At 70.8% G+C, this 14,640-nt stretch carries 11 protein-coding genes; 7 read left to right on the top strand and 4 right to left on the bottom strand.

Annotation, left to right across the window (positions count from 1 at the left end; all coding sequences use genetic code 11):
* Positions 1 to 3: 3 nt before the first annotated feature.
* The 3 genes from ACIOD2_RS22955 to ACIOD2_RS22945 form a co-directional block, all read right to left on the bottom strand.
* Complete coding sequence (locus tag ACIOD2_RS22955) at positions 4 to 1,587, bottom strand: esterase-like activity of phytase family protein (protein ID WP_400541322.1); 1,584 nt, start codon at positions 1,585 to 1,587, stop codon at positions 4 to 6.
* A gap of 570 nt (positions 1,588 to 2,157) precedes the next feature.
* Positions 2,158 to 3,450: a DUF6923 family protein gene (locus tag ACIOD2_RS22950; protein ID WP_400541319.1), complete on the bottom strand. Its 1,293-nt coding sequence runs from the start codon at positions 3,448 to 3,450 to the stop codon at positions 2,158 to 2,160.
* Positions 3,447 to 4,211 (bottom strand): hypothetical protein, encoded by a 765-nt coding sequence (locus ACIOD2_RS22945; RefSeq protein WP_400541316.1) that lies wholly within the window; start codon positions 4,209 to 4,211, stop codon positions 3,447 to 3,449. Before ACIOD2_RS22945 ends, ACIOD2_RS22950 begins: the two co-directional genes overlap by 4 nt.
* 474 nt (positions 4,212 to 4,685) lie before the next feature.
* On the opposite strand from ACIOD2_RS22945, the gene ACIOD2_RS22940 reads away from it, so the two are divergent.
* The 3 genes from ACIOD2_RS22940 (at position 4,686) to ACIOD2_RS22930 (ending at position 8,693) form a co-directional block, all read left to right on the top strand.
* Positions 4,686 to 6,098 carry a family 2B encapsulin nanocompartment shell protein gene (locus ACIOD2_RS22940; RefSeq protein ID WP_400541313.1) on the top strand — a complete coding sequence of 471 codons (1,413 nt, stop codon included), beginning with the start codon at positions 4,686 to 4,688 and terminating at the stop codon, positions 6,096 to 6,098.
* Between the two features lie 178 nt (positions 6,099 to 6,276).
* Positions 6,277 to 7,665: a family 2B encapsulin nanocompartment shell protein gene (locus ACIOD2_RS22935; protein WP_400541310.1), complete on the top strand. Its 1,389-nt coding sequence runs from the start codon at positions 6,277 to 6,279 to the stop codon at positions 7,663 to 7,665.
* On the top strand, positions 7,665 to 8,693 hold the full coding sequence (locus tag ACIOD2_RS22930; RefSeq protein WP_400541307.1) for a family 2 encapsulin nanocompartment cargo protein polyprenyl transferase: 1,029 nt from the start codon (positions 7,665 to 7,667) through the stop codon (positions 8,691 to 8,693). Before ACIOD2_RS22935 ends, ACIOD2_RS22930 begins: the two co-directional genes overlap by 1 nt.
* A 136-nt stretch (positions 8,694 to 8,829) precedes the next feature.
* Here the strand turns inward: ACIOD2_RS22930 and ACIOD2_RS22925 are convergent, their stop codons facing one another.
* Positions 8,830 to 9,969 (bottom strand): CapA family protein, encoded by a 1,140-nt coding sequence (locus tag ACIOD2_RS22925; RefSeq protein WP_400541304.1) that lies wholly within the window; start codon positions 9,967 to 9,969, stop codon positions 8,830 to 8,832.
* Between the two features lie 382 nt (positions 9,970 to 10,351).
* On the opposite strand from ACIOD2_RS22925, the gene ACIOD2_RS22920 reads away from it, so the two are divergent.
* From ACIOD2_RS22920 to ACIOD2_RS22905, 4 genes are all read left to right on the top strand, one after another.
* Positions 10,352 to 11,326: a substrate-binding domain-containing protein gene (locus ACIOD2_RS22920; RefSeq protein WP_400541301.1), complete on the top strand. Its 975-nt coding sequence runs from the start codon at positions 10,352 to 10,354 to the stop codon at positions 11,324 to 11,326.
* Positions 11,327 to 11,395: 69 nt separating this feature from the next.
* Positions 11,396 to 12,934 carry a sugar ABC transporter ATP-binding protein gene (locus tag ACIOD2_RS22915; RefSeq protein WP_400541298.1) on the top strand — a complete coding sequence of 513 codons (1,539 nt, stop codon included), beginning with the start codon at positions 11,396 to 11,398 and terminating at the stop codon, positions 12,932 to 12,934.
* A complete protein-coding gene (locus ACIOD2_RS22910; RefSeq protein WP_400541295.1) occupies positions 12,931 to 13,965 on the top strand; it encodes an ABC transporter permease in 1,035 nt (344 codons plus the stop codon). Before ACIOD2_RS22915 ends, ACIOD2_RS22910 begins: the two co-directional genes overlap by 4 nt.
* Before the next feature lie 2 nt (positions 13,966 to 13,967).
* Positions 13,968 to 14,624: a FadR/GntR family transcriptional regulator gene (locus ACIOD2_RS22905; protein ID WP_400541292.1), complete on the top strand. Its 657-nt coding sequence runs from the start codon at positions 13,968 to 13,970 to the stop codon at positions 14,622 to 14,624.
* The last annotated feature ends 16 nt before the right edge of the window (positions 14,625 to 14,640 follow it).

Here is a 14,640-nt window from a genome sequence, read left to right as displayed (position 1 = left end):
GCACTACCGCACGTCGATGGTGACCGTCGCGGTGCTGGTCACCGCCGGGAGCCGGGTCGTGTCGACCGCGAGGTACTCGCCGTCGTCCTGGCGGCCGGCCGGCAGCGTCTTGACGTGCAGCGCGTACGGCGGCCCCGCGTTGGTGACGCCGTCGATGCCGAAGTCGTTGTCGTTGCTGATCACCAGGGTCCGGCCGCCGTCGGTGGTGGCGACCCCCTCGACCTTGTCGTGCCCGAAGAAGCCGCCGCTCGGGTCCAGCGTGGTGACCAGCGCGCCGAGGTCCAGGTGCAGCTTCTTGCTCACCGGCGTGATCCCCGCCGCGGCGAGGTCCTTGGTCGCCTCGGCCGTGGTGTCCTTGCCGACGTAGGCGTCGATGCTCTTGCCGCCGACGAGCACCCCGCCCTTGACGGCGTCGTAACCCGCGGCCCGCGGGCCGACGTCGGTGGCGCCGGACAGGTCGATCTCGAAGAGCTTCTTGAACGCGCCCGGCTCCAGCGCGCCGTCCCGCTCGTCGACCAGGAAGCGGGTGGCCGACAGCGCGGTGATCTCGCTGACCGCGGTGCCCGTCGTGTCCGGGTCGTCCAGCAGGTACAGGTACTCGTGCGTGGCGCGGGTCCGCAGGTCGACGGTGACGATCCGCAGCGTCGTGACGTTGCCCGGCTTCTTCGTCAGGTCCGGCTGCTGCAGCGCGGACTGCATGACGCCGACGAGCGTCCGGCCGTCCGGGGTCAGCGCGAGACCCTCCATGCCCTTGTTCGGCACGCGGTACTTCAGCTCGGCGGGCAGCGAACCGTCGTACGGCGAGAGCCGCTCGATCGCCCGGCCGTCGCGGCCGAAGTGCGTGATGAACGGGCCGTACTCGTCGGACACCCAGAACGTGCCGTCCTTCTGCGCCACGAGGCCTTCGGAGTCGTACCCGTTCGCCGACTTCGGCAGGACGTTCCCGTTCAGGTCGACGATCTTCTCGCCGGTGTCGGCCTGCGGACTGACCTGGCCGTTGTAGGGCGTGCCGTCCTTGGCGCGCAACGGGATCGTCCGCTCCAGCACGGCTTTCCCGTCACGGAGCCGGAACTTCCCGATGGCCGGGGTGAACGCGGGCAGCGGCTCGATCTTGCCGCCGTCGGGCGCGTCGACGTTCGGGCCGCGGTCGGTGAGGCCGTAGAACTCGTCCCGCTCGCCGGGGACCGGGGTCAGCGCGGAGCCGTAGGCGCCACCCTTGATCGGGACGCCGCCGATCGTGGCGAGCGGCTTGAGGTTCGTCGGGTAGAGCTTCACGGCGTCGGAAACGGTGTAGGTGAAGGAATCACGGCCGTGGAAGCCGGGCGCCGGGGTGTAGTGGAACGTGCCGTCGGCGCCGATCGTGACGGTGCCGTGCGCGGCCGCGGTGTGCCGCACCACGGCGGTGGCGTCGTGGTCGTTGCCCAGCACGGTGTCCTGCAGGGCGTGCCCCGCGCGGACGCGGTAGTGGTCGTCCTTCGCCCGCGGCCCGTGCTCGTGCGCCGACGCCGACGCCGCCGCCGCCGGCCCGGCGGCGGCCAGTGGCAGCGCCAGGACCGTGGCCACCAGGGCGATTCGTACCCGCTTCATCGGTTTCTCCTCCTCCGGCGCGTGACTGCGCCGGAGGAGGAGTCTTCGTGGCCGAAGTGGACAATGCCCGTCTTCGAGGAGGCCGTGGCGTTAACGGTGCGGCTGGGTGGCCTGCCGCGGCGGCCGGTCGTGAGTGGTGACGAGTGTTCTGACCCTCATCGCCACTCACGACCACGGCCGGTTCGTGCCGGCCGTGCCTGCCCGGCCTTCACGTGGTTGAAGGACCGGCACGCGTGAGTGCGGAGTCGGCTCGCGTGATCCCCGGGTCGACTCGCGTGACTGCGAGGTCGACACGTGATCGCAGCGTCGACACCCGTGATCCCCGGGTCGACACGCGGGCTGCGAGGTCGACACGTGAGTACAGGGCCGACCCCCGTGATCCGGAGGTCGCCACGCGTGATCCCCGGGTCGACACGCGTGACTAGGAGGTCGACACGCGTGACTGGGGAGTCGACACCCGTGACTGGGAGGTCGACACCCGTGACTGGGGAATCGACACGCGTGACTGGGAAGTCGACACGTGATCGCAGCGTCGACACTCGTGATTCGGGGGTCGACACGGCAGGTTCCCTAGCGGTGTCGTCGGGCCGCGGCCACTGCTCCGGCGCCGAGCACCAGGATCAGCGTCGTGAGGCCCCAGCGGCGTTTCTCCTCCGTCCTCAGCCCGGTGTCCTGCGCCACCGGTTTCGGCTTCTCCGTCGGCCGCGCGTGCGGCGTGGTCGGCGGCGGCGCGGCCGGCGTGGGCTCGTCCCGGGGCGTCGGGGGCGGGATCGGTGCCGGAGCCACGGCGACCGGCTCCTCCACCGGCGGCGGCTGCGACGGGGGCGGCGGCTCGGGTGCCGGAGGCGTCGGAGTCGGGGTTGGCGTCGGTTCCGGAGTAGGAGTCGGCGTCGGAGTCGTCGGGGTGGTGGTCGGCGGGGGTGGCGTGGTCGAGGTCGTCGGCGGAGGCGGCGGAGGGGGTGGCGGGGGTGGCGGAGGCGGGGTCGCTTCGGAGTAGCACCCGGCCGCGTCGCCGCTGGCCAGCGCGGGTCCGCTCGAGAGCTCGACGGCCGGTCCCGAGCCGTCGCGCGGCAGGCGGTAGGTCACGCTCCGGCGCCCGGCGCGGTTGGCCGTCGCGTAGATCACGCCGGGGCCGAGGACCACCGAGCCGTACGCCCCGCCGTCCGGGAAGCTCAACCCCGGGACCACCGCGACCTTCCCCGTCGCCGGGTCGAGCGTGACCACCGAGTTGTCACCGCGCGACGACGTCGAGACGCCGTAGAACAGCCCGTCCGCCGGGTCGTAGGCGAAGTCGTCGACGCCGTTCGCCAGCGCCACCGGCCGCAGCGACGTCCGGTGCACGACGCGCACGTAGTCGTCGCTCTCCGGGTCGATGTCCACTGTGTACAGATCGCTGTTCTGCCGGACGTACCAGTGGTTCCCGGCGATCGCCCCGGCGGTGGCGCCGGTGACCTGGCTCCACACCGGACGCCGCGGGCCCGCCTTGCCGACCACGCCGAGGTCGGTGACCGCGCCGTCACGGCTGATGCGCACCGCGTGCGCACCGTCGTGGTAGCGGCCGGCGCGGGTGCCGTCGGCGACGCCGTACACGGCGTCCTGCGCGGCCGAGTACCCCATCGCGTTGATCCAGTACCCGACCTCGGTCAGCCGTTTCGTCAGGCCGTCGGGCAGGGACAGCAGCCGCAGGGTCGTCGGCGCGCCGCTGCGCTGGTTCTCGGCCTGCAGGATCGTGCAGCCGTTCCGCTCCTGGGCCACTGGGCGCTTCGGCGACGCGGGCGCGAGCCACCCCGTCGCCGCGAGCAAAGCCGAAACCACCGCGGCGACGCCGAGCATCGCCGCCCAGCGGGCCCTCCCGCCGGTCAAGCCAGCCTTTTCAGCGCCGCGGTGAACGCGTCCGGCGGGATGCTCGCGCCGCCGCTGAACGGGTTCTGCAGCTGGTAGATCGCGAACAGCAGCAACGTGATCGTGCCGGCCAGGGTGGACACGATGATGATGTGCGCGGCGAGCCGGGTGCCGCCGAAGAGGTTGGGCAGCAGGATCGCCGTGATGATGCTGCCGAGGATGAGCGCGAACCAGACGACCGCGCCGACCCCGCCGCCACCGGCGTTGTTCAGCCGCTGGGTGCGGGACTGGTACACCGACCAGAGCTGGTTGCTCGCCTCGGTCTTGCGGTCGATCTGCCAGTCGCCGTCGACCTCGGCGGCCGCGACGGCCTTGCGCATCTGGTCCAGCTGCGACCAGCCGGTGGCCGGGATCTCGCCGCCGTCGGCCAGGCGCGGCCACTCCTCCTTCTCGACCGTCTGCGAGTAGGCGACGGCGAGCTGGCGGACGCGGTCCGCGGTGTCGGCCGGGAGCGCGTCGGCCGCCCAGGTCGCCGCCACGACGCTGTCGGCCTCGGTCTGCGCGTCCTGGGCCGCGCCGCCGACCGAGTCGTAGAGCGAGATGAGCACGAAGGCCATGAGCACCGCGTGCAGCCCGCCGACGATGGTGAACACCTGGCCGGCCGCGTCGTTGTTGTCGGCCCGCCCTTCGTCCCAGCCGAAGCGCCGGACCAGGTACCCGATCACGGCACCGACGAGCGCCGCGCCGACCACCCACAGACTGCCGGCCAGGAAGATGTTCATCCGAGTCCTTTCACCCGCCGAACGCGGGACGAGCCACCCGGTGAATTCCGCGACCGGGACCCGCTCAAGTTAGTCACCCATTTCCGGGCGGACAACTTAGCATTGTGAGAATCATCCGGGTGGCCGCACCCGGCCTCCGAATATCGCCGGTTCGGCCCAGTGGACCGCGTCTGCGGCGAGTACCACAACCTCGCCGGGCTACTGCGAATTCCCCTGACGAGCAGGGAACTTTCCCGACCGAGTGACGCGCGGGCACCCGCCGTGACCAGGCGTGGCAGGCGATGTCCGGAATGGGCGGACAGCGGCCCGGTGAATATCCCGGTGACCCGATCGTGTCATTGTGTGGCACCGCCCGGTTGCTATGTTGATTTCGCGGCGCCATCAACCCGCACATTAACGAGAAATCGCAGGTCACAACTCCGCGCGCCCCCTGGCGGACGCGCACCGACTCCGAACGATTGGGTGGTTCTCGCTGTGACTGTCACCGACCCGGTGGACTCCGCGACCGCGGAACAGGCACCTCTGAGCCTCGGCCGGGCCGCGGCCCGGACCCTGGCGACGACGACGAAGTCCGTCCCGCAGATGCAGGGCATCTCGTCGCGGTGGCTGCTGAAGCTGCTGCCGTGGGTCGAGGTCTCCGGCGGCGCGTACCGCGTCAACCGGCGGCTGAGCTACTCGGTCGGCGACGGACGGGTCACGTTCACCACGACCGGCGCCGAGGTCCGCGTGATCCCGCCGGAGCTCGGCGAACTGGCGCCGCTGCGCGGGTACGACGACGAAGAGGTCCTCAACGAGCTGGCGGGCCGCTTCGGCCAGCACGAGTACGAGCCGGGTGACGCGCTCGTCGAGTTCGGCAGCCAGGCCGACCACGTCTTCCTCATCGCCCACGGCAAGATCACCAAGGTCGGCACCGGCGCCTACGGCGACCAGACGGTGCTCGGCACGATGGCCGACGGCGACTACTTCGGTGAAGGCACGCTGATCAGCGGCGACGGGATCTGGGAGTTCACGGCGAAGGCCGTCACCCGGTGCACCGTGCTGAGCCTGCCGCGGCAGGCGTTCCAGGAGATCCGGGACCGCTCGGAAACCCTGCAGGCGCACCTGGACGCCTTCGTCGCCGGTGGCGCCTCGGCCCGCAACGACCACGGTGAAGCCGAGATCACGCTCTCCGCCGGCCACGACGGCGAGCCGGCCCTGCCCGGCACGTTCGTCGACTACGACAGCGCGCCGCGGGAGTACGAGCTCAGCGTCGCGCAGACCGTGCTGCGGGTGCACTCCCGCGTCGCGGACCTCTACAACCAGCCGATGAACCAGATCGAGCAGCAGCTGCGCCTGACCGTGGAAGCCCTGCGGGAGCGCCAGGAACACGAGCTGATCAACAACACCGACTTCGGGTTGCTGCACAACGCCGACTTCGCCCAGCGCGTCCCGACCCGCACCGGCCCGCCGACCCCGGACGACCTCGACGACCTGCTTTCGCTGGTGTGGAAGGACCCCGGGTTCTTCCTGGCCCACCCGAAGACGATCGCCGCGTTCGGCCGCGAGTGCAGCAAGGCCGGGATCTACCCGGACGCCGTCGACATGGGCGGGCACCAGGTGCCGGCGTGGCGCGGGATCCCGATCCTGCCGTGCAACAAGATCCCCGTCACCGAGACCCGCACCAGCTCGATCCTGCTGATGCGCACCGGCGAGCAGGCCCAGGGCGTCGTCGGGCTGCACCAGACCGGGCTGCCGGACGAGTACCAGCCGGGCCTGAACGTCCGCTTCATGGGCGTCTCGGAGCAGGCGATCATCTCCTACCTCGTGTCCGCCTACTACTCCGCCGCCGTCCTCGTGCCGGACGCGCTCGCCGTGCTGGAGAGCGCCGAGATCGGCCGGGAGGGCTGATGCCCGAACCCGCCACGCCACCCCGGAAGCCGGACGCGGAGCCCCCGCGTCCGGGCTCCGGCCTCCCCCCGTCGGCCTTCGGCCCGACGGGCCTGGGCACGGCCGCCGCCCGGATCGTGCCGAAGCTCGCGGGCGTCCGTCCCCCTGAAGCTCCCGAACCCGAACGGCGCGTGAAACCTTGACCGTCACGGAAGAACCGGCGCCGCCGCAGCTGTCACTCGGCACCAAAGCGGCCCGCACGCTCAGCACGACCACCAAGTCGCTCCCGCAGATGCGCGGCATCACCCCGCGGTGGCTGCTCTCGCAGCTGCCGTGGGTCGAGGTCCCGGCCGGCAGCTACCGCGTCAACCGCCGCCTGACCTACACGATCGGCGACGGCAAGCTCAGCTTCTTCAACACCGGCGCGCGCGTCCAGGTCGTGCCCGCGGAACTGACCGAGCTCGAGCTGCTGCGCGGGTTCGCCGACGAGCAGGCTTTGTCCGCGTTGGCCGACGCCTTCGAGCAACGCGAGTACGAGCCGGGCGCGACGATCACCACCGCCGGTGAGCCGCTCGACACGCTGGTGCTCATCGCGCACGGCAAGGTGACCCAGCACGGCCGCGGCGAGTACGGCGACGAGACGCTGCTGGGCACCGCCACCGACGGCGACCACTTCGGCGCCGACCTGCTCGCCCGCGACGACACGACGTGGAAGTTCACCGCCCGCGCCAAGACCCGCGTCATCGCGCTGATCCTCCCGGCGGCCGCGTACGCCCGGCTCAACGGCCGCTCCGAGTCGCTGCGAGCGCACGTCGCCGAGTCGTCACGGCAGGAGAAGAAACCCCAGAACGCCCGGGGTGAGGCGAGCATCGACCTGTCCGCGGGCCACGACGGCGAGCCGATCCTCTCCGGCACCTACGTCGACTACGACCCGTCGCCGCGGGAGTACGACCTCGCCGTGGCGCAGACGATCCTGCGCGTCAGCAACCGCGTCACCGACCTCTACAACCAGCCGATGAACCAGCTGGAGCAGCAGCTGCGGCTCACCGTGGAGGCGTTGCGGGAGCGGCAGGAGCACGAGCTGATCAACAGCACCGAGTTCGGGCTGCTGCACAGCGCGGACCTCAAGCAGCGGATCACCACCCGCACCGGGCCGCCCACCCCGGACGACCTGGACGAGCTGCTCACGCGGCGCCGCAAGACCCGGTTCTTCCTGGCGCACCCGCGCGCGATCGCGGCGTTCGGCCGTGAGTGCACCGCCCGCGGGATCTACCCGGCGACGACGGTCCTCGACGGCCGGCGCGTGAGCGCGTGGCGCGGTGTGCCGATCCTGCCGAGCGACAAGATCCCGGTCACCGAAGCCGGGACGACGTCGATCATCGGGATGCGCACCGGCGAGGACGACGCCGGCGTGATCGGGCTGCGCCCGGCGTCGCTGCCGGACGAGTACCAGCCGGGCCTGAACGTGCGGTTCCTCGGCATCAACGAACGCGCGGTGACGTCGTACCTGGTCAGCGCGTACCACTCGGCGGCCGTGCTGGTGCCGGACGCGCTCGGCGTGCTCGGCGACGTCGAGGTCGGGCGCTGATGACGACCTTGGACACGCGGACAGCGGCCCGGTCTCTCACGGACGTCCTGGCCTGGAGCAAGGGGCTCGTCGACCCGGCGACGCGGACGGCGGCCGAGCGGCTGCCGGAGTCGATGCGCCGGATCGCCGGGTACCACTACGGCTGGTGGGACGAGAACGGCGAGCCGATCGAGGCCGACGGCGGCAAGACGCTGCGGCCGGCGCTCGTGCTGCTGTGCGCGGAGGCGGCGGGCGGTGACCCCGCGGACGCGGTCGCCGCCGCCGTCGCGGTCGAGCTGGTGCACAACTTCTCGCTGCTGCACGACGACGTCATGGACGGCGACACGACCCGGCGGCACCGCCCGACGGCGTGGACGGTGTTCGGCACCGGCGCCGCCGTGCTCGCCGGGGACGCGCTGCTGTCACTGGCGTTCGAGCTCCTCGCGCCGAGCGGGCCGCCGAGCACCCGGCTGCTGTCGGCCGGGGTGCTCGACCTGCTCGACGGCCAGGCCGCGGACCTCGACTTCGAGCAGCGCGACGACGTCACCCCCGGCGAGTGCGTCCGGATGGCGGAGGGCAAGACGGCGGCGCTGCTGGGCGCGGCGTGCGCGCTGGGGGCGTTGTCGGCGGGCAGCGAGCCGGACGTCGCGGAGCGGTTCGGCGCGTTCGGCCGGTCGATCGGCCTGGCGTTTCAGCACATCGACGACCTGCTCGGCATCTGGGGCGACCCGGCCGTCACCGGCAAGCCGGTGTTCTCGGACCTGCAGAACCGCAAGAAGTCCCTGCCGGTGGTGACGGCCCTGTGCTCCGGCACGCCCGCCGGCGCCGAGCTGTTCCAGCTCTACGCCGGAAAAGACCCGCTCGACGAGACTTCACTGGCCCGCGCGGCCTTCCTCGTCGACGAGGCCGGCGGCCGCCAGTGGAGCCAAGCCCAAGCGGAAGCCCTGCTGGCCAAGGCGCTGCGCGACCTGTCCGCGGTGAACCCGGCCCCGCGCCCGGCCGCCGAACTCACCACCCTGGCCCGCCTGGTCACCACACGCACCCACTGAGGGTGTGATTGAAGGGTCAGCTCGCGTGATCAGAACGCCAACTCACGTGATTGGAGAGTCGACACGATGCCCATGGCCCGTGTCGACCCTCCAATCACGCGTGTCGACTCCTCAATCACGCGTGTCGACCCTCTGATCACGGTTTTCCGGGGCGGGTGAGGCCGTCCTTGTCGGCGCCCAGGGCCAGGACGTTCTTGTCCGTGTCGGACAGGGCCTTGGTGACCTGCGCTGACGCCGGGGATGTCGACAAGTCGAGAAGGCGGATCGGGGCGTCCAGCTTGATCAGGGTCGGGACGTACTCGGCCTTGTCGACCTTCCAGCGGTCGCCGTCGCGGACGAAGCGGAACCGGGCCGCCGCGCCCTCCTCCGTGTCACCGCGCGGGTCGGAGTGGCGGGCGACGCTGTTGCCGAGGCCGTAGGCCACCCACTTGTCCCCCACCTTCTCGAACGGCTGCACCACGTGCGCGTGGTGCCCGACGATCAGGTCGATGTCCGCCGACCCCAGCAGCTTCTTGGCCTGACTGCGCTGCTCGGCCGTCGCGTCGTGCTGGTACTCGACGCCCCAGTGCAGGCTCGCGATCACGACCTGCGCGCCGGCCTCGCGGGCCTTGTGCGCCGCCGCCAGCACGTCGTCGACGTCGATCTGGTTGGCCAGCCACGGTTTCCCGGACGGCACCTTGATCCCGTTGAAGCCGAACGCGTAGGAGATCTGCGCGACCTTGACGCCGTGGACGTCCAGGATCAGCGGTTTCGCCGCCTCGCCGGCCGACCGGGCCGAGCCGGTGTGCTCGAGGCCGTTCGCGTCGAGCGCGTCCAGCGTCCGCTTCACGCCGTCGGCACCCTGGTCGATCGTGTGGTTGGACGCCGTCGAGCAGGTGTCGTAGCCGGTGTCCTTGATCGCGGCCGCGATCTCCGGCGGCGCGCTGAACGACGGGTACCCGCTGTACGGCCCGCCCTCGGGCGCCAGCGGCGTCTCGAGGTGGCAGATGCCGAGGTCGGCGCCGGAGATGAGGGGCTTGATCCCGGCCAGCAACGGACGGTAGTCGAACTTGCCGTGCCCGTCGGCCTCGGCCTGGTCCGACAGCGCCGGGTGGATCAGGACGTCGCCGGTCGCGACGACCGTGAACGAGCCGTCGGGGGCCGGCGCGGCGCTCGACGCGTCCGAAGACTCCGGGAACGGCGTCGGCGCCGGGCCCTGCTGCGGCGGGTTGCTGCAGGCGGCCAGCAGTAGAGCGGCACCGGCGAGCGCGGCGGCGCTGCGGCTCGTACGCGACATCGATCCCCCAAGTGGTCGTCGTCGGGCCATCCTCCCAGTCGGGCGAATCCGGCATTACGCGGGCGCCGATACACAGGAACCAGCGCAACAGTCGACAACACCGATCAGCGCACTCGCACAAGACAGAAACCGGTCAACGCCCAGGTTGGACGCTAAATAATACGATAAATGGCGGAGTCCCCGGAGTCGGTCGATCACACAGAGTAGATCTCGCTCCGCTAACTGCCTGGCAGAACCTCCTTGACGTCCCACGAACGAGTGTCTTGTAATACCAGTCACACGGCGTTCACGCGCCCGCAACACTCATCCACGGCCCCCATGGGAGCACTCGATGTCCACATACCCGCACAGGTCACGGACCTGGAGCGTTGTTGGTTGTTGTTTGATTGCTGGTGTCATGTTGGCCGCCTGCTCCTCCGGCAAGACCGAAGCACCCGCCTCGCAGCAGGCGCCGGCCAACGGCAAGATCACCCTCTACTACCTGCAGAAACAGGGTGACCAGCAGTACTTCGTCGAGCAGGCGCAGGGGGCGCAGGAGAAGGCGAAGGAGCTCGGCGTCGAGCTCAAGGTCGTCAACCTCGGCCAGGACGCCAACAAGGCGATCACCGAGCTGGACGCCGCGGTCGCGCAGGGCGCCAACGGCGTCGCCATCGTCGTCCCCGACCAGGCCATCGGCCCGCAGGTGATCGACAAGGCGAAGGGCGCGGGCATCCCGATCATCGCCTCCGACGACATCATCAAGGACGGCAGCGGCGCGCCGGCCCCGTTCGTCGGCTTCAACGGCAGCCAGATGGGCGACTCGGTCGGCACCGAGGCCGGGAAGCTGTTCAAGGCCGCCGGCTGGGCCGCCGCCGACACGAAGATCATCAGCGCCTACAAGCAGGACCTCACCGTCTGCACCGACCGCGTCGGCGCCGCGAAGACGGCGTTCGCCAAGGCCGCGGGCGCCGAGATCCCGGTGATCGACGTCGGCACCGACAACTCGCCGGTCGACGCGCAGAACCGCTCCGGCGCGGTGATCGGCTCCAACCCGGGTGTCAAGCACTGGGTGGTCTGGGGCTGCAACGACGAGAACGAGACCGGTGTCGTGACCGCGCTGGCCAACTCCGGCGTCGCGGCGAACAACATCATCGGCGTCGGGCTCGGCGCGTACCTCACCTGCAAGGACTGGGCGGCCGGCAAGGACACCGGCAACAAGTCCGCGCTCTACATCTCCGGCGCCGAGGTCGGCCGCTCGGCGATCCAGGTGCTGGTGGACAAGGTGAAGAACGGCAAGGCGCTGCCCGCGGAGACGATCGCGAAGACCACGATCGTCAACAAGGACAACTACAAGCAGGCCGGCGTCAACTGCACCTGACCGAACTCCCGCGTCCGGCACTTTCACGTGAAAGTGCCGGACGCGGGTTCCACCGCTCGAAGGGCGATCATGTCCAGCTCTGCTCCCGCGCTCGCCGTCGAGGGCATCGGCAAGCGCTTCTCCGGGGTCACCGCCCTCGACGACGTCTCCCTGGAGTTCCGCTCCGGCGAGGTGCTCGCGCTGATGGGCGAGAACGGCGCCGGCAAGTCGACGCTCCTGCGTGTGCTCTCCGGCGACCAGGGCCCCGACGACGGCCGCATGCTGCTCGACGGCACCGAGATCACCTTCGACACCCCGCGCGCGGCGATGGCCGCCGGGGTGCGCGTGATCTACCAGGAACCCGAAATCATCCCGCACGTCTCCGTCGCGGAGAACGTCTTCGTCGGTGAGCTCCCGGCCAAGGCACGGGTCTTCAACCGCCGCACGCTGCTGAAGGCGACCCAGGACGCGCTCGCCGAGTACGGCTTCGAAGGCGTGCTCAACCCGGCGACGCTCGGCGTCGCGCTCTCGGCCGCGCAACGGCAGATCGTCGAGATCCTCCGGGTGCTCACCGCGGCCACCCCGCCGAAGGTGATCGCCTTCGACGAGCCGACGTCGTCGCTGTCCGAGCACGAGGTGGACGCGCTGTTCCGGCTGATCGGGCGGCTGCGCGACAACGGCGTCGCGGTCGTCTACGTCTCGCACCGGATGAAGGAGATCTTCCGGCTCGCCGACCGCGTCGCGGTGCTGCGCGACGGGAAGCTCGTCGGCGTCCAGCAGGCCGCGGAGACCGACGAGGCCAGCCTGGTCCGGATGATGATCGGCCGCGACCTCTCGGCGCTCGAACGCCGGGTCACCCAGGACACCGGCGACGTCGTGCTGAAGCTGGACGACGTCACGACCGACGACGTCACCGGCATCTCGCTGCAGGTCCGCGCGGGCGAGGTCGTCTGCCTGGCCGGGCTGGTCGGCGCCGGGCGCTCCGAGCTGGCCCGCGCGATCGTCGGTGACCTGCCGATCCGCTCCGGGACCGTCGAGCTGGCCGGGAAACGGCTGCGCGCGGGCAATCCCGGCGTCGCCGTCAAGGCGGGCATCGGCTTCGCTCCCGAAGAGCGCAAGACGGACGCGTTGCTGATGCAGCGATCCGTCCGCGACAACATCTCCATCTCGGTCCTCGACCGCCTTCGCCGCTTCCGCGTCGTGAAGCGCGCGAAGGAGCGTGCGCTCGTCGAGGAGTACATCCGCGAGCTGCGCGTGCGGACGCCGTCGATGGAGCAGGAGATCCGCAAGCTCTCCGGCGGCAACCAGCAGAAGGCCGTCCTCGCGCGGTGGCTCGCGCGGCGGCCGAAGCTGCTCATCCTCGACGAGCCGACCCGCGGTGTCGACGTCGGCGCGAAGGCCGAGATCTACCGGATCATCGACGGCCTCGCCGCGGAGGGCATCGCGCTGCTGGTCATCTCGTCCGACCTGCCCGAGGTGCTGACGCTGGCCGACCGCATCCTCGTGATGCGCGCCGGGCGGCTGGCCGGCGAGATCGCCAGTGCCGACGCGACCGAGGAAGCCGTGCTGACCCTCGCCATCCCCGAAACCGAACCCGCAGTAGAAGAGCAGCAGGAGATCGGCGCATGAGTACCCCGACGCAGGAGAAAGCCATGTCCTCGGAGCCCGCGGCGCCGCAGCAGCCTTCGGTGGTCCGCCGGGTGCTGACCGGCATCGGCGTGCAGAACTCGAGCCTGATCATCACGCTGATCGCGTTGATCATCCTGCTGAGCATCCTGAACGACAACTTCCTGCGCACCAACAACCTGCTGCTGATCGGCAGCGCGATCACCATCATGGGGCTGCTCGCGCTGGTGCAGACCCTGGTGATCATCCTGGGCGCGCTGGACATCTCGGTCGGCTCGATGGCCGGGCTCGCCTCGGTCGTCTCGGCGATGGTGTTCACCTCCAGCGGCAACGCGGAGGTCGGCATCCTCGCCGCGGTCGGCGTCGGCATCCTCTGCGGCCTGGTCAACGGCATGATCATCATCTTCGGCCGGGTCAACCCGGTGGTCGCGACGCTGGCCATGCTGGCCACGTACAAGGGCATCGCGCAGGTCATCTCGGACGGCAAGTCGCAGGGCTACACCGGCGGTGACGACCTGTTCATCTTCCTGGCCAAGGGCGCGATCGCCGGCCTGCCGTCGCTGGTGTGGGTGTTCCTGATCGTCGCGGCGATCCTGCACTTCCTGCTGAAGTACACCGACATCGGCCGCAACGTCTACGCGATCGGCGGCAACGACACCGCCGCGCGGCTGGCCGGCATCAACATCAACCGGTACATCATCGGCGTCTACGCCCTGGCCGGCGTGGTCGCGGCGGTCGCGGGTGTCCTGATCACCGCGCGCACCGGCTCGGGCCAGCCGGTGTCCGGGTCCGAGGGCCTGGAGCTGCAGGCCGTCACCGGCGCCGCGCTGGGCGGCACGATGCTCAAGGGCGGGCGCGGGTCGATCATCTCCACCGTGCTCGCGGTGATCATCCTGGGTGTGCTCGACAACGGCATGTCCGGGCTGGGCATCAACCCGTTCTGGCAGAACGTCGCCCACGGCGCCCTGCTGGTGATCGCGGTCGTGCTGCAGCAGCTGCGCAGCGGAGAGCGCCGCGTCGGCCTGCCCGAATAGCGGTGAACCTCCACGCCCGGATAGTGGACGAGCTGGGCAGGCTCATCGTCGAAGGCGTCCTCGGGGACGGGCAGCCGCTCGTCCCCGAGGAGCTCGGACGCCGCTTCTCCGCATCCCGGACGGTGGTCCGCGAAGCGCTGCGCGTGCTGGAGTCGAAGGGCATGGTGACCGCACGGCCGCGCGTCGGCACGTGGACGCTGCCACCCGAGTCGTGGGACGCGATCGACCCGGACGTCATCGCGTGGCGCGTCAACGGGCCCGACGGCCGCGAGCACCTGCACGAGCTGCTGGAGCTGCGGCTGACCATCGAGCCGCAGGCGGCCCGGCTGGCCGCGCACCACCGGCGCCCGGGCGAGCTCTCGGCCATGGCCGCGGCCTACGAGCTGATGGCGGACGCGGTGGAACGCCAGGACACCGCGGCCTTCCACGACGCCGACTCGGAGTTCCACGCGGCCTTGATCCGCGCTTCCGGCAACGCGCTCATCGCGCAGCTGCAGGTGCCCGTCGTCGCGGCGCTGCGGGCGCACGGCGAGCCGCTGGAGCTCGTCGCGCACTCCCGCGTGCTCACGCTGGTGCTGGCGAAGAACGCCGACGGGGCCGAAGCCGCGTCGCGCCGGCTGCTGCAAACCGTTGCGCCGTACCGCTCACCGGCACCTTGACACGTCCAGCGGGAAC

Origin of the sequence: Amycolatopsis sp. NPDC088138 (genome assembly GCF_044741685.1) — a bacterium.
GTDB lineage: Bacteria > Actinomycetota > Actinomycetes > Mycobacteriales > Pseudonocardiaceae > Amycolatopsis.
The sequence above is the reverse complement of the archived record's forward strand: the minus strand, read 5'-3'. Positions and strand labels throughout refer to the sequence as shown.